At 45.2% G+C, this 19,297-nt stretch carries 19 protein-coding genes; 13 read left to right on the top strand and 6 right to left on the bottom strand.

What is annotated here, in order from left to right; all coding sequences use genetic code 11:
* Window positions 1-13: 13 nt before the first annotated feature.
* The 5 genes from DXD68_RS16005 to DXD68_RS15985 form a co-directional block, all read right to left on the bottom strand.
* Window positions 14-352, bottom strand: coding sequence for a type II toxin-antitoxin system RelE/ParE family toxin (locus DXD68_RS16005; RefSeq protein WP_075557049.1), 339 nt, complete (start codon window positions 350-352; stop codon window positions 14-16).
* A complete protein-coding gene (locus tag DXD68_RS16000) occupies window positions 342-605 on the bottom strand; it encodes a hypothetical protein (protein ID WP_075559932.1) in 264 nt (87 codons plus the stop codon). Before DXD68_RS16000 ends, DXD68_RS16005 begins: the two co-directional genes overlap by 11 nt.
* Before the next feature lie 81 nt (window positions 606-686).
* Window positions 687-2,453, bottom strand: a complete 1,767-nt coding sequence (locus tag DXD68_RS15995) for an ABC transporter ATP-binding protein (protein WP_122362532.1) — start codon at window positions 2,451-2,453, stop codon at window positions 687-689.
* Between the two features lie 3 nt (window positions 2,454-2,456).
* A complete protein-coding gene (locus DXD68_RS15990; RefSeq protein WP_122362705.1) occupies window positions 2,457-4,181 on the bottom strand; it encodes an ABC transporter ATP-binding protein in 1,725 nt (574 codons plus the stop codon).
* A 72-nt stretch (window positions 4,182-4,253) separates the two neighbouring features.
* Entirely contained in the window at window positions 4,254-5,789 is a 1,536-nt protein-coding gene (locus DXD68_RS15985; protein ID WP_122362531.1) for a hypothetical protein, read from the bottom strand.
* A gap of 297 nt (window positions 5,790-6,086) precedes the next feature.
* Between DXD68_RS15985 and rbsK the strand changes: the two genes are divergently transcribed.
* The 6 genes from rbsK (at window position 6,087) to DXD68_RS15955 (ending at window position 11,272) form a co-directional block, all read left to right on the top strand.
* Window positions 6,087-7,016, top strand: a complete 930-nt coding sequence (gene rbsK / locus DXD68_RS15980; protein ID WP_122362530.1) for a ribokinase — start codon at window positions 6,087-6,089, stop codon at window positions 7,014-7,016.
* Window positions 7,017-7,045: 29 nt separating this feature from the next.
* Window positions 7,046-8,059, top strand: coding sequence for a nucleoside hydrolase (locus DXD68_RS15975; protein ID WP_122362529.1), 1,014 nt, complete (start codon window positions 7,046-7,048; stop codon window positions 8,057-8,059).
* A gap of 7 nt (window positions 8,060-8,066) precedes the next feature.
* Window positions 8,067-9,068: a GRP family sugar transporter gene (locus tag DXD68_RS15970; RefSeq protein WP_122354925.1), complete on the top strand. Its 1,002-nt coding sequence runs from the start codon at window positions 8,067-8,069 to the stop codon at window positions 9,066-9,068.
* Between the two features lie 155 nt (window positions 9,069-9,223).
* Window positions 9,224-9,979, top strand: a complete 756-nt coding sequence (locus DXD68_RS15965) for a hypothetical protein (RefSeq protein ID WP_122354923.1) — start codon at window positions 9,224-9,226, stop codon at window positions 9,977-9,979.
* Window positions 9,954-10,334: a GtrA family protein gene (locus tag DXD68_RS15960; RefSeq protein ID WP_075557103.1), complete on the top strand. Its 381-nt coding sequence runs from the start codon at window positions 9,954-9,956 to the stop codon at window positions 10,332-10,334. Before DXD68_RS15965 ends, DXD68_RS15960 begins: the two co-directional genes overlap by 26 nt.
* Before the next feature lie 5 nt (window positions 10,335-10,339).
* Entirely contained in the window at window positions 10,340-11,272 is a 933-nt protein-coding gene (locus DXD68_RS15955; RefSeq protein WP_122354921.1) for a glycosyltransferase family 2 protein, read from the top strand.
* Window positions 11,273-11,354: 82 nt separating this feature from the next.
* On the opposite strand, the gene msrA is transcribed toward DXD68_RS15955, so the two are convergent.
* Window positions 11,355-11,861 (bottom strand): peptide-methionine (S)-S-oxide reductase MsrA, encoded by a 507-nt coding sequence (msrA, locus tag DXD68_RS15950; protein WP_122362528.1) that lies wholly within the window; start codon window positions 11,859-11,861, stop codon window positions 11,355-11,357.
* A gap of 63 nt (window positions 11,862-11,924) precedes the next feature.
* Here msrA and DXD68_RS15945 point away from each other — a divergent pair, with 63 nt between their 5' ends.
* The 7 genes from DXD68_RS15945 (at window position 11,925) to DXD68_RS15915 (ending at window position 19,294) form a co-directional block, all read left to right on the top strand.
* On the top strand, window positions 11,925-13,115 hold the full coding sequence (locus DXD68_RS15945; RefSeq protein ID WP_122362527.1) for a uracil-xanthine permease family protein: 1,191 nt from the start codon (window positions 11,925-11,927) through the stop codon (window positions 13,113-13,115).
* Between the two features lie 140 nt (window positions 13,116-13,255).
* Window positions 13,256-14,638 (top strand): polyamine ABC transporter ATP-binding protein, encoded by a 1,383-nt coding sequence (gene potA, locus DXD68_RS15940; RefSeq protein WP_122362526.1) that lies wholly within the window; start codon window positions 13,256-13,258, stop codon window positions 14,636-14,638.
* Between the two features lie 38 nt (window positions 14,639-14,676).
* Window positions 14,677-15,450: an ABC transporter permease gene (locus DXD68_RS15935; RefSeq protein WP_122362525.1), complete on the top strand. Its 774-nt coding sequence runs from the start codon at window positions 14,677-14,679 to the stop codon at window positions 15,448-15,450.
* Window positions 15,447-16,238, top strand: a complete 792-nt coding sequence (locus DXD68_RS15930; protein WP_122354911.1) for an ABC transporter permease — start codon at window positions 15,447-15,449, stop codon at window positions 16,236-16,238. The genes DXD68_RS15935 and DXD68_RS15930 overlap by 4 nt, the downstream gene beginning before the upstream one ends.
* A 22-nt stretch (window positions 16,239-16,260) precedes the next feature.
* A complete protein-coding gene (locus DXD68_RS15925) occupies window positions 16,261-17,589 on the top strand; it encodes an ABC transporter substrate-binding protein (protein ID WP_122354909.1) in 1,329 nt (442 codons plus the stop codon).
* A gap of 17 nt (window positions 17,590-17,606) precedes the next feature.
* Window positions 17,607-18,212 (top strand): HAD family hydrolase, encoded by a 606-nt coding sequence (locus DXD68_RS15920; RefSeq protein WP_122362524.1) that lies wholly within the window; start codon window positions 17,607-17,609, stop codon window positions 18,210-18,212.
* A gap of 101 nt (window positions 18,213-18,313) precedes the next feature.
* On the top strand, window positions 18,314-19,294 hold the full coding sequence (locus DXD68_RS15915) for a FimB/Mfa2 family fimbrial subunit (RefSeq protein WP_122362523.1): 981 nt from the start codon (window positions 18,314-18,316) through the stop codon (window positions 19,292-19,294).
* Window positions 19,295-19,297: the final 3 nt, after the last annotated feature.

Genomic DNA, 19,297 nt, shown 5'->3' with positions numbered 1-19,297 from the left:
AGTCTTCGTCTTGTCATAACAAAAAACGCTTCATAAGATCTATTAATTCTTTATCTGATATAGTATCCTGATCGGCTTTATCGTAAATATAGAGTAAAGTGATTACTCCGTCTTCTACACTGACAATTGCTGTGTGGGTAATCACTCTGGCTCCATGGCTTTTACCTTTTCCTTTGGAGGCAATAGACATACGGACTTTGTGAAGTCCGTTTCCTAAGTCGGCACCGAGGGTGGGATTTTGCTCAAGCTCTTTTACTAGTGCTGCCAGATCGCTTTTTAGTGAATGGTATTTTTTACTCAAGCGTTTGAATTCTTTGTCAAACTCTATATATGTGTCTATCCTATATTTCATTGAGTAACTCATTTACATCTTTGAACATACCCTTAGTCTCTTTTCCATCCTTGCGAGCTTTAATGGCTAATAATCCATTTTTTATACTATCCAGCATCTCTTCCTTGGTTGGCTCCCGGTCTTCCTGGTCAACATTGGAGGCCGCTTGTTTCATACGGCGGATAGAAGTTAAAGCTTTTTTGACAAGTGCTTCATCATCGAGGATAGTGGCAATTTCCTGTAAGAGGGTAAGTCTTAATTCTACTGCTGTCATATATAACTCCTTTCTATTAAATAAATCTTCTCACAAAGATATACTTTTTTTAGGGATGATATATAGGTAAATACAATTAAATTATTTGAACTGCTCCTGATTTAGCGAGTAATATTTCCCTTTTAAGCGGAGAAGTTCTTCATGATTTCCTCGTTCTACGATCTGTCCGTGTTCGAGTACCAGGATCACGTCTGCGTTTCTGATGGTAGAGAGGCGGTGGGCGATGATCAGGCTGGTGCGTCCCTGCATCAGTTGGTCGAGACCTTTCTGAATGAGTATCTCGCTACGGGTGTCAATATTGCTGGTTGCTTCGTCCAATAATAGGATAGGAGGGTCGGCAATAGCGGCACGGGCGATATTGAGCAACTGACGTTGTCCCTGGCTAAGGTTGGCACCGTCGTTTTCCAGCAAGGTATCGTATCCCTGGGGCAGACGTTTGATGAAAGAATGGGCGGCAGTCAGTTTGGCTGCTTGTACAACTTCTTCATCGGTCGCGTCCAGACGTCCGAAGCGGATATTTTCGCGGACAGTTCCTGTGAACAGGTGAGTGTCTTGTAAAACGATCGCCATGGATTGGCGCAGGCTGTTTCGTTTGATCAGTTGTATCGGGTGACCGTCTATGGCAATTTCGCCCGACTGGATATCGAAGAAACGGGGGAGCATGTTCAGGATGGTTGTTTTTCCGGCTCCGGTGGCACCGACTAATGCTATTTTACAACCGGCAGAGGCATGGAGCGAGATACCTTTCAGGATTGTTTTCTCCGGTTTGTATCCGAAATAAACGTCTTTCATGGAAACATCTCCCTGTACCTGCTGTAAAGCGATGGCTTCGGGGGAGTTCGGTGTTTCCGGTGCTTCGTCGATCACTTCGAAGATACGTTCGGCTCCGGCGATGGCTGCCTGGATACTGTTGTAAAGGCTGGCCAATTCATTGATCGGACGTCCGAACTGGCGGGAATATTGCAGGAAGGCTGCGAGACCACCGACATCGAAACCACGAAAGATGGCGAGTAGGGCACCAACAATCGTGATAAAGACATAATTCAATGTGTTCAGGTTTTGCATGACGGGCATCATCATACCGGAATAGAACTGAGCTTTCTCTGATTTGCCTTTTAAGTCGTCGTTGAGCGTATCGAAGTCGGACTGTACTTTCTTTTCGTGTCCGAATACTTTGATCACCTTCTGGCCGCTTATCATTTCTTCGATATAACCGTTCAGGGTACCGATAGATTCCTGCTGGGCTTTGAAGTATTTGCGGCTTCGCTGAACGATCCCTTTGGCAAAGAGAAACATAAGTGGAACGGTGATCAGAGTTACCAGAGTAAGTATCGGACTGATATATAACATCAGGCAGAAGATACCGATCAGGGTAAGAGCGCTCGACAACATATCCGACAGGCTGTCGGTCAGTGCATCACTGATCTTGTCTATGTCATTCGTGTAACGGCTCATCAAGTCGCCGTGCTGGTGTGTATCGAAATATTTGACAGGCAGATGTTCCATCTTTTGGAAAAGGTCGGCACGCATACGGGTAACGGTGCGCTGACCTATTTTATTCAGCAGGATATATTGGATATAGACGGCGGCGACTCCTGTCAGGTAAATGGCGGCAAGGATAGCTAAGACCCTGATCAATCCGTGAAAGTCTCCGGGAAGGATATAATCATTGATAATCGGTCGCAACATGTATGACCCCAATAGATTAGCCACGATACTGACAATGATCAGGAAGCCGATCACGAACAACAGCCGCTTGTCGCAGGACAGGTACGAAATCAGCCGGAAGAAAGTTTTCTTTCCTTCCCGGGGCTTTGCATTCTCTTTTAAATGATCTCCGTGTGCCATATCCTATAATAATACTTGTTGTGAATGATAGATTTCCTGATAAACGGTAGATGTTTCGATCAATTCATCCGGAGTTCCTATGGCGTTGATCTCACCGTCTTCGAGTACGATCACCCGATCGGCCGATTGCATCGTATTGATCCGCTGGGTGATAATAAATACAGTCGTGTCGTGTAACAACGCATTCAGGTTGTTCCGTATTTTCAATTCTGTTTCCGTATCGACAGCACTCGTACTGTCATCCAGGATCAGTATCTTAGGTTTACGGAGCAACGCACGGGCGATGCAGATACGCTGTTTCTGTCCGCCGGAAAGATTGATTCCTCCGCGTCCCAGTAACGTATTGTAACCATCCGTGAAGGACTGGATAAAATCGTGTGCTTCGGCGGCGCGGGTGGCTTCTTCTATCTCTTCCATCGATGCGTCGGGCTTTCCCCATTTGAGGTTCTCGACGATCGTTCCGGTGAATAGCTCGTTCTTTTGAAGGACCATACCGATCCCCTGGTGAAGTTCATCCAGGTTATAGTCTTTTATCGGGATATTGTCGATCCGGATTTCTCCGGCGGTAACATCGTATAACCGTGGTATCAGTTGTACCAGGGAACTTTTAGCAGAGCCGGTAGCACCGACCAGCGCAATCGTTTCGCCGGGTTTGGCCCGGAAGCTGATATGCTGTAGAATGTCATTTTCTCCACCGATGTAACGGAAACTGACATCATTAAATGTCACTTCTCCTTTCTTTACCCGGTGTTTGTTTTGAAGCCCTTCCCGGGTGTTTGTCAGGGAGGGTTCCGTATCGAGCACTTCCATGATCCGTTTAGAGGAAGCGGAAGCGCGGGAGTACGACATAATGACCATTGAGAGCATCATCAATGACATCAGTACCTGGAAAACGTAATTGACGAATGAGATTAGTTCGCCCACCTTCAGTTCGCCGTCCATCACCTTTTGCCCACCCAGCCAAAGGATGAACAGTATGGATAAATTCATGACTAACTGCATGACCGGAAAGATGGAAACGACGATGTTGGACGCACGGATCACCATATCGCGCAGTTCTTCGCTGCTTTTGACGAATTTATCCGTCTCAAAATCTTCTCTGACAAAAGATTTGACGACACGGATATTGATGAGGTTTTCCCTGACCACGCCATTCAGTTGGTCTACTTTCTGCTGGACTTTCAGGAAATAAGGAAATCCTTTACTCAGGATCAGGTAGACACTTCCTCCGAGGATCGGGATAGCAGCTATCAGAACCAATGCCAGTTGTTTATTGATACTGACGACAAAGAAAACGGCCATGATGAGCATCAGTGGAGAGCGTAATAGAAGTCTCATCGACATCAGAACGATCTGCTGTATGCGGGATATATCGCTAGTAAGCCTTGTGACAAGCGAAGCTGAACTGAATTTGTCGATATCGAAAAAGGATAGTTGTTGTATTTTATTGAAGAGTGTTCCCCGTAGATCTGTACCGAAGCCGATTCCGATGCGGGAGGAAATGTAAGTATTCACAATACTGACTAATAATCCCCCGACAGATACCAACACCATATAGGTCCCGATCCGGGTAATAACCGACAGGTCACGCGGCATGACCCCGTTGTCAATGATTTCAGCCATGAACATCGGCTGAACCGTTTCGCACAGCACAGTGATCAGTACAAGAAGCGGGCTGATCAACAATCCCACTTTATATCGTTTAAGAATTTGCCAGTATTTTCCCATATCGTTGTTACAAAGATAGAACATAATTGGGAAATGATATGTTTTCGGGTTTCTGAAATATGGAGTTACAGGCTATTGTAACTCCGTATTCCTTTCCACCAGTATCTCAGCAAACGCTCTGTCGGTCAGTTTGCTTTCTATCCAGGAAAGGATATCGAATGTTTTAAGTAACTGTTTTTCGTATTTATCCTGCCTGATCTTCGTTGTTTCTTTTTGAAATTGCATCCACAATTTATTTCGGGCTTTCTCATAAGATGGCAACGGATACCCCATGACAAAGCGGAACAAAAGTTTCTCTGTTTGGTACGTCTGCTTTTCATAACGCATATTCCGTTTGATGGAGTTGATCTCATTCTCAAAGAAACTGTAATCCCCGAGTTCCGCCTGTATAAGGAGGTTGATCAAACGTGCTGTTTTATAGGATGGTAATGCATAGAATTGTTTGCCAGCACTGAATATCTTCTTCATGCTTTTACGTGCTTTACCGGGATTTCCTAGACATAGATGAAGGATCGCAGTATTCAGATACAATTTAAGTTGTGTCTCCGGCCTGAGTAAACCGACCTTTTTGAATAAGCAGTCTTCGTTTTCTTCCGATAGGTGGAGTGCCTCTTCCAATTTCCCTGTATTTATCAGAGCAGCCTGTTCGTATTGATAGATGCAAGCACTTATTTCCAGAAGAAATTCGGTAGCGTAGTCGCCTTGTTGTATCTTTTTCAATCGTTCGATAAAGAAGGGCATTTCTTTATATAAACCTGCCGTATGGAGGCTGTCCAGTACACCCTTTATTGCACTTAGATAATAGATCGGAGGATTCAGGATCAGATGCTGGTTCGATTCAAAAAGAGCGATAAGTTCCTGATAAAAGCGGATCGCTGATTTATAATTACCTGTATTCAGATAGTAGGCTGCCTGGAACAGCAGGTGTAGTTTCTTGGCCTCAAAACCTTTATATGAACTATTGGCTATCAGATTGAGTTCGCTCAATACCAAATCGTTCAGGTTATCTTTCTGTTTGTCCGACCGGATATATCCTTTATAGGTGATGCGGTGCTTTAGAATATCATATAGTTGCAGATGAAGGTTCGTATTTCTTGAATACTTCATAATGTCGTTTATTTTCATCTGCTTACTGACTAACTCCCTTTCGGAAATCTCCTTAAAGCCAAGCGAACTGAGATATTTCAGTTCTGTTCGCCGGATGAGAAGGAGAAGAGGGTCGTTCTCATAAGTCACTGCCAGGCTTTTGGCTTTATCCAACTGGCTGAAAGCGGCATCGAAGAGTTCCCTTTCAAAAAGTATCTCGGCTTTGATGATATGGTCGAAGATCGCTGTCTGTACATCTTCTTTCTTTCGTAGATGGGCCAGGCAATCCATGATCACCCGGTAAAGATGTTTTGCTGCCATCTCAAAGTTGCCTTTGCTCTGTTCCTGACAGTAAAGTTTACAGATATCCTCGGAGGAGGTCCCTTTATTGATCAGGTCGAACAGAAGGAGATAGTTCTTTTCACCGCTTTGCAAATTCGCGTACAGGCGGAAATATCTTTTTTCCGCTTTGGTAAGTGATTGGATAAGCAGGATCAGATGATCCGAATTTGTGTATTTCATATCTGTATCGGATTGTTCTTTCAGGATATTAGTTCCTGTTGCACGACGAAATTAAATAAACTTTTTCATATGAGGACTGTAAAAATGTTTTTTCTATTCTTGTTTTACTCTCGGAAAGAGGGATATTTATAACTTGTTTTGTGAATTATATTCATTTGTTTATTAGTGATTTATTGTTCTGTAGTAGAAATAAATCTTAGATTTGGGTTTATCTGTATACTCGAATTATTCATAGAATGGTAGAGAATATAAAGTTATATTTGTATCGCTTCATTGCAGACTTTAAATTTTATAGATATGGACACTGAACAATTAGACCGGCATAATATCCTGGTGGTTGGTAGCAGCAATACGGATATGGTTATCAAAGCCGGACATCTTCCCCGTCCGGGGGAAACCATTGTGGGAGGAACATTCTTTATGAACCCCGGTGGTAAAGGGGCCAACCAGGCAGTCACTATTGCCCGTTTGGGAGCTTCCGTCACTTTTATATGTAAAACGGGCAGTGATATTTTCGGTCATCAGTCGCAACAACTTTTTGAGGAAGAAGGCATCAATACCTCGTATATCTTTTCTGATTCGGAGCATCCTTCCGGGGTCGCTTTGATTACTGTGGACGATCATGCCGAAAACTGTATCGTTGTTGCCTCGGGAGCAAATGCCAATTTATTACCGGCCGACCTGGTAAAAGCGGAAGAGGCGATCGACCAGGCGGATATTGTCCTGATGCAGTTGGAGGTTCCGATGGAAACAGTCGAGTATGTTGCGGAAATAGCTTATCGCAAGCATAAAAAAGTGATACTGAATCCTGCTCCGGCGCATCCATTGTCTCCGTCATTACTGAAACATCTCTACATGATCACCCCAAATGAGACGGAAGCTGAAATGATTTCCGGTGTGAAGATAACCGACCGGGAATCGGCAGTTAAGGCAGCCTGTATACTTTCTGAAATGGGAGTGGAGAATGTTATCATTACGCTGGGTTCGAAAGGCGCATTGGTGTATGGTGCTGAGGAAGCGGATTTTGTACCGGCTCTGAAAGTGGAAGCCGTGGATACAACCGCTGCCGGTGATGTCTTTAACGGTGCACTGACTGTTGCTTTATCGGAAGGACGGAGTCAATTGGAGGCAGTCCGTTTTGCTTGTAAGGCTTCGGCAATCTCGGTAACCCGGGTCGGGGCACAATCTTCTGTCCCTTACCGGAGTGAAGTCGATATATTTGAGTAAACATTATAATCTTATCAATAAAGTAGACCATGAAACAATCCTTTTTGTTAATCTGTGTATTATCCCTGCTGGCCGCCTGTAACGGAACAGCGAAGAAAGCTACGCAGGAAGCTGCCGTGCAACCTGTGAATCTGATTCTGGATACCGATCTGGGCCCTGATTACGACGACGTAGGGGCAATGGCTGTTATGCATGCACTAGCCGACAGCGGTTATGTGAATATACTCGCAACCTTGTCTTCTAACCACGATGAGTTGGTTATTCCTTGTATAGAGGTGTTGAATACATATTTCAACCGCCCTGATATTCCGTTGGGAGCACCTAAAAGCGAAGGTGGTGTAACAATGACTTCCGGTCATAAAATAAAATGGACGGAGATATTACCGGCTAAATATCCGCATAAGACCAAAAAGACATCGGACGCTCCGGATGCAGTCCAGGTATATCGTAAAATATTAAGTTCGCAACCGGATGGCAGCGTTGTTATTTGTACTGTCGGCTTTTTCACGAATCTGAAGGATCTGCTGCTTTCTGTCGGCGATGAATACAGCCCGTTATCAGGAAAGGAACTGGTTGCTAAAAAGGTAAAAAGAGTCGTGGCGATGGCTGGCTTGTTCCCGCAGGGACGTGAGTTTAATGTGCTTTGTGACACACCGGCATCGAAAGTAGTTGCCGAACAATGGCCTACAGAGATCGTTTTCAGTGGCTTTGAGATCGGTAATGTCATTTTTACCGGGAAGAAACTGGTGGCATCCGATATAGATAACAGTCCTGTCAAAGACACCTATGCACAGTGTTTTGCAGAAGGCGATCCGGACGGTCGGATGAGCTGGGACCTGACGGCGGTTCTGGTTGCGATCAAAGGTTATGAACCGTACTATAACGTAGAACGGGGAATCTTTAAGGTAATCGATGAAGAAGGTAGCAACACCTGGATCCCGGATGAGAACGGCCGGGACCTTCGGCTGATCGAAAAAGTTCCGGCCAGCCAGATGGCAGCTTTGCTGGATAATTATATGATGCATCAACCTGTATTAAAATAGAAAAGTTATGTTTATCGTACAAAGTTATACTTTAGCAATCGTTTTCTGTGTCGTTACCATGCTATGCTGGGGCTCCTGGGGAAACACACAGAAGTTGGCTTCCAGAACATGGAGGTACGAGTTCTTTTATTGGGATTATGTGATCGGAGTACTTTTATTCTCCATCCTTTCCGCTTTCACTCTGGGTAGTTTTGGTTCGGAAGGGCGCAGTTTCCTGCCCGACCTGATGCAGGCGGACTGGAACAATATAGGCAGTGCTTTCCTGGGAGGTATTATCTTCAATGCTTCCAATATTCTGCTTTCGGCGGCAATCGCTATATGCGGAATGTCCGTCGCTTTTCCAGTGGGAGTTGGGTTAGCCCTGGTGCTGGGCGTGCTGATCAATTATTTCGGTGCGGCAAAAGGAGAACCGTCCTATATCTTTGCAGGTGTAGCTTTGATCACGGTTGCCATTATATTGAACGGTCTGGCTTATAAAAAAGCCCTGGTCGGATCGAAGAAAGTATCTGGTAAAGGCATCTTTATTTCTGTTGCCGCCGGTGTGATTATGGCTTTCTTCTACCGTTTTGTAGCTGCTTCGATGGACCTGGATAATTTTGCCTCTCCGGCAGCCGGAAAACTGACACCTTATACGGCTGTATTCATTTTTGCTTTGGGTGTTTTTGCCAGTAATTTCCTGTTCAATACGATCGCGATGAAGAAGCCGGTGGAAGGTGCGCCTGTCTCCATAAGCGGTTATTTCAAAGGCAATATCCGAACTCATCTTGTCGGAGTATTGGGAGGCGTTATCTGGTGTATCGGGCAATCATTCAGTATGATCGCATCCGAAAAGGCAGGAGCGGCAATATCCTATGGTTTAGGGCAGGGAGCGACGTTAGTCTCCGCCTTATGGGGGATCCTGGTTTGGCATGAGTTCCGGGGAGCACCTAAATCTTCCGATTATTTGAATCTGGGTATGTTTATCTTTTTCGTCATAGGATTGGGTTTCCTCATCTACGCGGGTGCCTGATACTTTGTAATTGAAAGAAATCCGGGGATAGAGTGCTTTTTATGGGCCTTTATCCCCGTTTTTGTACGATAATACCAAAAATATCGGGAAAAAGCCTTACTTTTGTCTTAGTTTCTTGTTTATTGGGTATAGTATATAACTAAAAAAACAGGTCTATGAAAGAAGAAGGCGATGTATTCAAGAGGTTCCGTGACTCTTTTAGTAAGATGGACGGACATTTCCATATTTTAGAACAGCGTGTTCCGGTAGAACTTCAGATGGAATATTTCAAATATTCCGAACAGGTTCGTAAAGGCAAAGTGAAGCAAGATTTGGATGATATGGATTATACAGCCTTCCGCGAAAGTCTGTCTAATCCGGAGGCGACAACCGATTATAAGAAATATATTTTATCCATGTTGGCCACTTCAAAGGAAGTGAAGGCCTATCGGATGCTGGAAGATTATGTGCAGCACCCCGATGAAGATGTCAGCAATTGGGCATATATGGCTTTGATGGAAAGCCGTATCTCGTTGGAGTCGGAATTGTCGGATGAGAAACAAATATATATTTCTACAGGGCTGGGAGGCAAAGGTGAAAAATTGCGCTTTTACGTATTGATGTTGTCCAAGGACAGGAATCCTTTTCTGGACTATCAGCGTAAAGTGATCGAACGTGAATTCGCTTACTTTTTGCCGCAGGCAGACTGTGAGATAGAACGGTTGACGATCGGTGAACAATATGTGGAACTGGTGTTTTTGATACCGGTGCGTGCAGACATCAAGTTAACTCTCGACAGGGTTATCAATGAATGTAATCAGTACGGTGATTTCCTTTCGGATATCTTTACGATAACGAACGTAAAAGAACTTACGCAGCAGGAGATTACTGATATTATAAATAAGAATGGAAACAGTAAAACAAGCCATTAAGTATGGCGTGGTAGGGGTGAGTAACACCTTGATAACAATGGCTGTTATCTGGGTGATGATGAAACTCTTCGGATGTCGGGAAGGTTTATCTAATTTAACGGGATATGTAGCAGGATTGCTGAATAGTTTCATCTGGAACAAGCAATGGACTTTCAAGGGAAGTTCTACCGGGTGGACGAAAGGTGCAATCCGCTTCGGTATTGCGTTTGCGGTATGTTATGTCCTGCAATATGGACTGGTACTTCTATTAAATTCCCAGTTAACGATCGATCATTACTACAACCATTTAATAGGAATGGTTTTCTATACAGCGATCAATTTTTTAATAAACAAGTTTTATACCTTTAAGGCTTAACGGAAATGAAGAAGCTCGCAGTCATAGTTCCCTGTTACAACGAAGAGTTAGTCATCGGTGAATCCTATCGCCGTACGAAAGCTGCTTTGCAGTCCATGCCCATCGATACTGAGATCATTTATATAAATGACGGAAGCCGGGATAAAACCCGGGAGTTGCTGGATGGCATTGCCGCCTCCGACCCGCATGTGAAGGTAATCCATTTTTCCAGAAATTTCGGACATCAGCCGGCGGTTACTGCCGGTATCAATAATTGTGATGCGGATTTGGCCGTTATACTCGATGCCGATATGCAGGATCCTCCGGAGTTGATCCCCGGCATACTGGAACTGCAGGAGAAGGAAAATGCCAATGTCGTGTATTGTGTGCGTAGGTCGAGAGAAGGCGAGAGTCTTTTCAAGAAGTTTACGGCAAAAGCCTTTTACCGTTTGCTCAATTATATGAGTGATGTCAGTTTCCCGTTGGATACGGGTGATTTCCGTATGGTCGACCGGAAGATCATGGATCAGTTCGATCGTTTCCAGGAACGGGGTAAATACATCAGAGGGCTGATAAGTTGGCTCGGCTATAAGCAAGTGCCGTTTTACTATGAACGGGAAGCACGTATTGCCGGTGAGACAAAATATCCTTTCAGCAAGATGTGGAAGTTCGCTTCGACAGCCATGTTGTATTTTTCCAAGAAACCGCTTCGTCTGGCCACCAGTTTAGGTTTTATAGCCGTCGTGGTCGGTATCGTTCTGGCTGCCTGGTTTACGCTCGGGAAGATATACGGGTTCAGTAATGCGGAAAGTGGCTGGACTTCCATTATGACATCGGTTATTTTCTTTGGCGGCGTTCAGTTGCTGACGGTGGGTGTCCTGGGGCAGTATGTCGGGATTCTCTTTGATGAGATCAAGGCGCGTCCCGAATATATTATCGACGAAAAGAAGAATTTCTGATAAATACATTCTTATAGTTCCTTTCGGATGAAAATTCAATTTCATCCGAAAGGAATTTTATTTTCTTCCGAAGGGAATGGAATCAGTCATGGAATATCTTTCGATAAATATGACAGTAAGGAGTTTCTCCTTTTTTGTCGTAATAATGCTGGTGATAATCTTCCCCGATCCAGAACTTTCCGGCAGGTTCTAATGCCGTAGCCACTTTAAATCCCATTCCGAATAATTTGCTGATATATTCTTCTGCGATCGCTTTCTGTTCTTCGCTGCAATAGAAGATAACCGAACGGTATTGACTGCCGACATCCGGTCCTTGTCCGCCAACCTGTGTAAAATCATGTGTTTCGAAGTAAAGACGTACTAATTGTTCGAAACTGGTTTGAGACGGATCAAAGATCACTTCCACTGTTTCCACATGGCCGGTAGTACCGGTCTTCACTTCGGGATAGGACGGATTATCAATAGTTCCACCCATATAGCCGACATGCGTACTGTCTACACCTTTTACTTTTTCGAGATGGTATTGTGTTCCCCAAAAACAGCCGGAAGCGAAATAAGCTGTTTCCTTATGAAAATTATTCTGTGTCATATTCTTTCTTAGCGTTTGGATTATTCTGATTATATTTGTGCAAATATAATCTTTTATTTCGCAATGGACAGCAAAAAATCACTGGGCCCTGCTCAAAAGACGGTAGTAGGCGTTCAATTTCTCTTTGTAGCCTTTGGTGCCACCGTCTTAGTCCCTCTACTGGTGGGTTTAGATCCTTCGACAGCCCTTTTCACTGCCGGATTAGGAACATTGATCTTTCATTTGGTAACAAAGGGGAAAGTGCCGATTTTTCTGGGAAGTAGCTTCGCTTTCGTGGCACCCATCATTAAAGCGACTGAATTATATGGTTTACCGGGGACAATGTCGGGACTGGTGGCTGTCGGTGCTGTCTACGGACTGATGAGCATGTTGGTGAAGTGGCGTGGCATCGGGTTCATCAAGCGGTTATTTCCGCCGGTTGTGATCGGGCCGGTCATCATATTGATCGGTCTGTCGTTGGCGGGTTCGGGTGTGAATATGGCGAAAGAGAACTGGCCGCTGGCTCTGATCGCTTTGTTTACTGCTGTTCTGGCATCGTTGTTGGGACGAGGGATGATCAAGCTGATTCCTATCTTCTGCGGGATTATCGTCGGATATATTGCTGCATGCTTTTTTAAGGTGATCGACTTCGAGCCGATCATTGCGGCCCCCTGGTTTGCGTTGCCTCAGTTCGTCAAGCCGGAGTTGTCGTGGGAAGCTGTGATCTTTATGATCCCGGTGACGATCGCCCCGATCATAGAACATATCGGAGATGTATATGCCATTAACGAAGTGACGGGTAAAGATTTTGTGAAAGATCCGGGATTGCATCGGACTATGCTGGGCGACGGTCTGGCCTGCGTGGCTGCCGGGCTGATCGGCGGACCTCCTGTAACCACTTATTCAGAGGTGACCGGAGCTATATCGCTAACGAAGATCACGGATCCGGCCGTTATCCGTATTGCAGCGGTGGCAGGGATTGTCTTTTCCGTTTTCGGCAAGGTCAGTGCTTTCCTTAAATCGATCCCGCCTGCCGTACTGGGCGGAATTATGCTGTTGTTGTTCGGAACGATCGCTGCTGTCGGTATAAATAGTCTGATACAGAACAGGACAAATCTGGGAGATACCCGTAATTTGATCATAGTCTCGTTGATTCTCACCTTTGGTATCGGCGGAGCCTCCCTGGAGTTTGGTGAATTTACGATGGCGGGGATCGGCCTGGCGGCTCTGCTGGGAGTAATCCTGAACCTGGTCTTGCCCAAGGGAAGCCAATAAAGTTGGATATTGTTCTTTATATATATCCATCTCTTAACGGTCCAAACCCTTTGTATGTCCCCTAAATTGTATACCTTTGTGCCGCTTTTTAAGGAAGCAAGCGATTATATGTTTAACTTGTAAGGAAAAGGGATAAATTTATGCAAAAGTCCGACTGCATTATTGGTGTGGAACATGTCTCCAAGTTCTTTGGCGACAAGGCCGTGCTGAATGATGTAAATTTGTTTGTCCGCAAGGGCGAGTTTGTTACTATTTTAGGACCTTCCGGTTGTGGAAAAACAACCTTGTTACGTCTGATAGCCGGATTTCAGACAGCTTCGGAAGGGGAGATCTCTATTGCAGGAAAAGAAATAACGCAAACGCCGCCGCACAAACGTCCGGTCAACACGGTGTTCCAGAAATATGCATTATTCCCTCACCTGAACGTTTTTAATAATATTGCTTTCGGTCTGAAACTGAAGAAGCTACCGTCTGCCGTGATCGAGAAAAAGGTCAAACAGGCGTTGAAGATGGTAGGTATGACCGACTACGAATACCGCGATGTGGATTCCCTTTCGGGCGGACAGCAACAGCGTGTGGCGATTGCCCGTGCCATTGTGAACGAACCGGAAGTGTTGCTGCTCGACGAACCGCTGGCTGCCCTCGACCTGAAGATGCGCAAGGATATGCAGATGGAGTTGAAGGAAATGCATAAATCGCTCGGTATCACTTTTGTTTACGTAACTCACGACCAGGAGGAGGCATTGACTCTGAGCGATACGATCGTCGTTATGAGTGAAGGCCGTATCCAGCAGATCGGAACTCCCATCGATATTTATAACGAACCGATCAATTCGTTCGTTGCCGACTTCATCGGTGAAAGTAACATCCTGAACGGATTGATGATCAAAGATAAACAAGTCTCTTTTGCCGGACATGACTTTGAGTGTGTCGATGAAGGCTTTGGAGAGCAGACACCGGTAGATGTCGTGATCCGTCCGGAAGATATCTATATTTTCGATCCGTCGGAAGCGGCGATGCTGACCGGTACGGTGACATCTTCTATCTTTAAAGGAGTCCATTATGAAATGATGGTACAGACTCCCGAAGGTTATGAATTCATGGTGCAGGACTATCATTGTTTCGATGCGGGACAGGAAGTCGGATTACTGGTGAAACCTTTCGATATTCATGTCATGAAGAAAGAGCGCGTCTGCAATACGTTTGAAGGTAAAATGATCGATCCGACGCATGTCGAGTTCCTGGGAACAACCTTTGAATGTAAGGAAGTGACGGATGTGGAAGGCGATACTCCGGTAAAAGTCGAGGTCGATTTCCGCCATGTCATTCTGGAAGACAATGAGGAAGACGGTACACTGACGGGTGAAGTGAAGTTTATCCTTTATAAAGGAAACCATTATCATCTGACTGTGTTTACAGACTGGGACGAAGATATTTTCGTCGATACGACAGATGTCTGGGATGACGGTGACCGTGTCGGTATCCGGATTGCCCCTGAAAATATACGTATTATTCATAACTAAAAGGGAAGGAAGTGATAAATAAAGTTGCAGCTTTTTTCATGCGTCGCAGGAACTGGACAATTCCTTACGCACTATTTCTGGCAGTATTCGTAGTCATGCCGTTGCTCCTGATCGTCCTGTATGCGTTTACAGATACGGAAGGAGCCTTTACCTTTGCCAATTTCCGTAAGTTTATGATGCATCCCGAGGCGATGAATACTTTTGTCTATTCGATCGGGATTGCTATTATAACCACGCTGGTTTGCCTGATACTGGGATATCCCGCCGCTTATATATTGAGCCAGGCTCGGTTCAATACTTCCCGTACAATGGTCGTACTGTTTATCTTGCCGATGTGGGTGAACATCCTGATCCGTACGCTGGCAACGGTCGCCCTGTTCGACTTTCTGAACCTGCCGCTGGGCGAGGGAGCTTTGATCTTCGGTATGGTGTATAACTTCCTGCCGTTTATGATCTATCCGATCTACAATACGTTGCAGAAGATGGACCGTAACCTGATCGAGGCGGCACAGGACCTGGGGGCTAATCCTTTTCAGGTGTTTATGAAGACAATCTTTCCTTTGTCGATGCCTGGTGTGATGAGTGGTATCGTGATGGTCTTTATGCCGACTGTATCGACATTCGCCATTGCCGAGTTGTTGACAATGAATAATATCAAGCTGTTCGGTACGACCGTTCAGGAAAATATCAATAACGGAATGTGGAACTATGGAGCCGCCCTTTCTCTGATCATGTTGCTGCTGATCGGCATTACGATCTTGTTCACCAATGAGGAAGATAATGCTTCAAATGAAGGAGGAGGTGTGATATGATGACGAAAATAATGGCGAAAGCCTACCTGTGGCTGCTTCTTATCCTGCTTTATTCTCCGATCCTGATCATCATGATCTTTTCTTTTACCGAGGCGAAGGTGCTCGGTAACTGGACCGGTTTCTCAACAAAACTGTATAGTTCGCTGTTTACCGGAGGTGTGCAACGCTCGCTGGTAGGGGCTTTGTGGAATACATTTGCGATCGCTATGCTGGCAGCATCGATCTCGACAATTTTGGGAAGTATTGCGGCTGTAGGTATCTTTAACCTGAGGTCCCGTCCGCGCCAGGTAATGAATTTTACGAATGCCATACCGATGATGAATGCCGATATCATCACCGGTGTTTCCCTGTTTTTGCTGTTTGTCAGCCTGGGAGTTTCCCAGGGATTCACGACTGTCGTGCTGGCGCATATCACCTTTTGTACGCCTTATGTGGTATTGAGCGTGATGCCGCGTCTGAAAAAGATGAACCAGAATGTGTATGAAGCGGCACTCGATCTGGGAGCAACCCCGTTCCAGGCACTCCGTAAAGTGATTCTGCCGGAGATTCGTCCGGGAATGATCAGTGGCTTTATCCTGGCTTTTACTCTTTCGATCGATGATTTTGCCGTTACGATCTTTACGATTGGCAACGAAGGGCTGGAAACACTTTCCACCTTTATCTATGCGGATGCCCGGAAGGGAGGGCTTACCCCTGAACTGCGTCCGTTGTCGACGATCATCTTTGTCACCGTACTGGTATTGCTGATCGTGATCAATAAGAGAGCCGATAAATCATCCGCTAAGTAGCGTCAAAAACAGGTATAGAAGAATGAATAGATTGATTAAAATAATATGTGTGCTGGTTGCTTGTCTGGGTGTTTTGTCTTCCTGTGCACGCACGGAGAAGGAACGCAGCAAAATATTGAAGATATACAACTGGGCAGATTATATCGATGAAGATATCTTGGACGAGTTCCCGGTCTGGTATAAAGAACAGACAGGTGAAGACATCCGCATCATCTACCAGGTTTTCGATATCAACGAGATCATGTTGACCAAGATCGAACGGGGCCATGAAGATTTCGATCTGATTTGTCCTTCCGAATATATTATCGAGCGAATGCTGAAAAAGGGCTTGTTGCTTCCTATCGACCGTAATTTCGGTAAGACTCCCGATTATCTGGATAACATATCTCCCTATATTCAGGAACAATTGAATAAACTGAGCCAGCCGGGCATGAAAACGACCGACTATGTGGTTCCTTATATGTGGGGAACGGCCGGTTTGTTATATAATAAAAAGTTTGTATCGAAGGATGAAGTAATGACCTGGGATTGTTTGTGGAATCCTAGGTATAAGAACAAGATCCTGATGAAAGACAGCTATCGCGATGCCTATGGTACGGCTATTATCTACGCCCATGCCAAAGAGTTGGCCGACGGAACCGTTACGGTGGAACAGCTGATGAACGACAACTCGCCGGAAGCCATCGCCATCGCAGAAGATTATCTGAAACGGATGAAACCCAATATCGCCGGATGGGAAGCCGACTTCGGTAAGGAGATGATGACCAAGAACAAAGCATGGCTGAACCTGACCTGGAGCGGTGACGCCGTTTGGGCTATGGAAGAGGCGGATGCTGTCGGTGTCGAACTGGGGTACGAAGTCCCTCTGGAAGGCAGTAATATCTGGTATGACGGCTGGGCGATCCCTAAATATGCCCGTAATGTAAAAGCTGCCAGTTATTTTCTTGATTATCTTTGTCGTGCGGATATTGCTTTGCGTAATATGGATGCCAATGGGTATGTGAGTGCCGTGGCTACTCCCGAAATACTGGAAGCAAAGATAGACACGACGGTTGAAGAGTTCTCGAACCTCAGCTATTTCTTTGGCCCCGGAAACGATAGTATCCAAATCAATCCGGTGCAATATCCCGACCACAAGGTGGTGGAGCGGTGTGCCATGATCCGTGATTTCGGCGACGAGACCGAACTGGTACTGGAAATGTGGAGCCGCGTAAAAGGGGATAACCTGAATACGGGGATCGTTTTGTTGATCTTTGCCGTCTTCGGCCTGTTATTGGTCTGGGTACTTTACCGCAGAATACGTGAATATAAACAGAAAAAGCGTTATCACAGACGTCGCAGACGCTGGTGAATAGATTATTATGAAGTATGGATGGAATTAAAAACTTGATTATAGACTTTGGTGGGGTGATTATCAATCTGACCCGTAACCGTTGTGTGGAGGCCTTTGAAAGTTTCGGTGTACCCAATGTCCGCGACTGTATTTTGAACAGTAAGGACTTATTCATGCAGATAGAAATAGGCACTATCACATCGACGGAGTTCAGGGATGGGATCCGCCACCTGACCCGTCAGCATCTGACCGATGAACAGATCGATGCCGCCTGGATCGCCATGCTCGACGATATTCCTGCTTATAAGCTGGAACTGCTGATGGAACTTCGTAAGAAATACAACACGATGCTGCTCAGCAATACGAACGAGATCCATTGGCAATGGGCGGAAAAGAACAGCTTTGCTTATCAGGGTCACCATGCCGGGGATTTTTTCAATAAGATCTACCTTTCTTACGAGCTGAATATGCTGAAACCCAATGCTGATATCTTTGAATATGTATTGAATGACGCTGTGATAAAACCCGAAGAGACCCTGTTCCTGGACGATTCCGTCCCTAACTGCCGTACTGCAGAATCGCTGGGTATCCGTACGTATACACCCCAGGCCAGAGAAGACTGGTCGCATCTGTTTAAATAAATCTTAGCTGCTGACCGAAAAGTTAATAAGACCGATTCAGAGAACCAATCTGTTTGTATGCTGTTTCTATAGGCATAAATCTAAACAAACATTTGGTGATTATGAATAAGTTAGTTTTTTCTACATTGTTATTATCCCTGTTTTTGGGTAGCTGTTCAAAAGACGATGATTGTCATTGTGTGAACAATGACGATTTAATAAGTCCGGAACTGGCCGAAATGATGGTTTCGACCGGAACTTCTACAACCGCTTTTACCGGTGTTCTGATGGTCTATCCTTGTATAGAAGATACCAGTTTGTATCATGGAAATTATTCCGGTAATGGAACGTTGGTTCCTTTTAATGCAACATATACCATCAAAGACGGTTCCATTTATAAAGCATCCATTCCTGTCAGGCTGCCCCTGGGCGATTATAATTTTTTATATTGGGGACTGGCTAAAAACAGCCAGACCGATTCCGTATATGATGAGGCTGCTATCCGGGAACCGGGGTTACGGTTGGGAGCGGACTTGTTGGGATTATATATGACTTTACAGAAAGATAATTATCAGGATACGACTTATATGCCGGTATATGATTTCCTGCATGCGGTCAATCCTATTAAGGTCGGAACAGAAAAGATGCAGGCGACTTTGAAGCATGTTGTAGCAGGTCTGAAGATCACTTTGACAAATAAAGACGGTGATAAAATGAACTCGAGCATTGCTTCCGCCCGTATTCTGATCGGTAATATTGCTTCCCGGCTGGATTATTATACAGCCGAACCCAGTGATTTCACGAAGACGATCGAGTTCCCTCTGTCTATGTCTACCGATAGCTTGTCTATGTCAGCCAATTCGACAGTAATGGTATTCCCTTCCGCCGACAATCCTCCGTTGACCATCCTCCTGACTCTGAAGAACGGGCAGGAGAAACATTTCAGTAAGCCGTTGACGAATGCTTTGGTAGCCGGGAACCGCTTAACGCTCAATATAACATTAGGTGAACTGTATTCCGAAGAGACCTCTTCCGATGGTTTTGAAGTGGAGAACTGGACGGAAACGACCGAAAATATAGATTTCTCTACTTCGGCATCCTGATTC

Origin of the sequence: Parabacteroides sp. TM07-1AC, assembly GCF_003480915.1 — a bacterium.
Taxonomy (GTDB): domain Bacteria; phylum Bacteroidota; class Bacteroidia; order Bacteroidales; family Tannerellaceae; genus Parabacteroides; species Parabacteroides chongii.
The sequence above is the reverse complement of the archived record's forward strand: the minus strand, read 5'-3'. Positions and strand labels throughout refer to the sequence as shown.

Bases quoted from the DNA above. Each gene is read 5' to 3' on its own strand.
- DXD68_RS16005 (WP_075557049.1), bottom strand. From the start codon at position 352: ATGAAATATAGGATAGACACATATATAGAGTTTGACAAAGAATTCAAA.
- DXD68_RS16000 (WP_075559932.1), bottom strand. From the start codon at position 605: ATGACAGCAGTAGAATTAAGACTTACCCTCTTACAGGAAATTGCCACT.
- DXD68_RS15995 (WP_122362532.1), bottom strand. From the start codon at position 2,453: ATGGCACACGGAGATCATTTAAAAGAGAATGCAAAGCCCCGGGAAGGA.
- DXD68_RS15990 (WP_122362705.1), bottom strand. From the start codon at position 4,181: ATGGGAAAATACTGGCAAATTCTTAAACGATATAAAGTGGGATTGTTG.
- DXD68_RS15985 (WP_122362531.1), bottom strand. From the start codon at position 5,789: ATGAAATACACAAATTCGGATCATCTGATCCTGCTTATCCAATCACTT.
- rbsK (WP_122362530.1), top strand. From the start codon at position 6,087: ATGGACACTGAACAATTAGACCGGCATAATATCCTGGTGGTTGGTAGC.
- DXD68_RS15975 (WP_122362529.1), top strand. From the start codon at position 7,046: ATGAAACAATCCTTTTTGTTAATCTGTGTATTATCCCTGCTGGCCGCC.
- DXD68_RS15970 (WP_122354925.1), top strand. From the start codon at position 8,067: ATGTTTATCGTACAAAGTTATACTTTAGCAATCGTTTTCTGTGTCGTT.
- DXD68_RS15965 (WP_122354923.1), top strand. From the start codon at position 9,224: ATGAAAGAAGAAGGCGATGTATTCAAGAGGTTCCGTGACTCTTTTAGT.
- DXD68_RS15960 (WP_075557103.1), top strand. From the start codon at position 9,954: ATGGAAACAGTAAAACAAGCCATTAAGTATGGCGTGGTAGGGGTGAGT.
- DXD68_RS15955 (WP_122354921.1), top strand. From the start codon at position 10,340: ATGAAGAAGCTCGCAGTCATAGTTCCCTGTTACAACGAAGAGTTAGTC.
- msrA (WP_122362528.1), bottom strand. From the start codon at position 11,861: ATGACACAGAATAATTTTCATAAGGAAACAGCTTATTTCGCTTCCGGC.
- DXD68_RS15945 (WP_122362527.1), top strand. From the start codon at position 11,925: ATGGACAGCAAAAAATCACTGGGCCCTGCTCAAAAGACGGTAGTAGGC.
- potA (WP_122362526.1), top strand. From the start codon at position 13,256: ATGCAAAAGTCCGACTGCATTATTGGTGTGGAACATGTCTCCAAGTTC.
- DXD68_RS15935 (WP_122362525.1), top strand. From the start codon at position 14,677: ATGCGTCGCAGGAACTGGACAATTCCTTACGCACTATTTCTGGCAGTA.
- DXD68_RS15930 (WP_122354911.1), top strand. From the start codon at position 15,447: ATGATGACGAAAATAATGGCGAAAGCCTACCTGTGGCTGCTTCTTATC.
- DXD68_RS15925 (WP_122354909.1), top strand. From the start codon at position 16,261: ATGAATAGATTGATTAAAATAATATGTGTGCTGGTTGCTTGTCTGGGT.
- DXD68_RS15920 (WP_122362524.1), top strand. From the start codon at position 17,607: ATGGATGGAATTAAAAACTTGATTATAGACTTTGGTGGGGTGATTATC.
- DXD68_RS15915 (WP_122362523.1), top strand. From the start codon at position 18,314: ATGAATAAGTTAGTTTTTTCTACATTGTTATTATCCCTGTTTTTGGGT.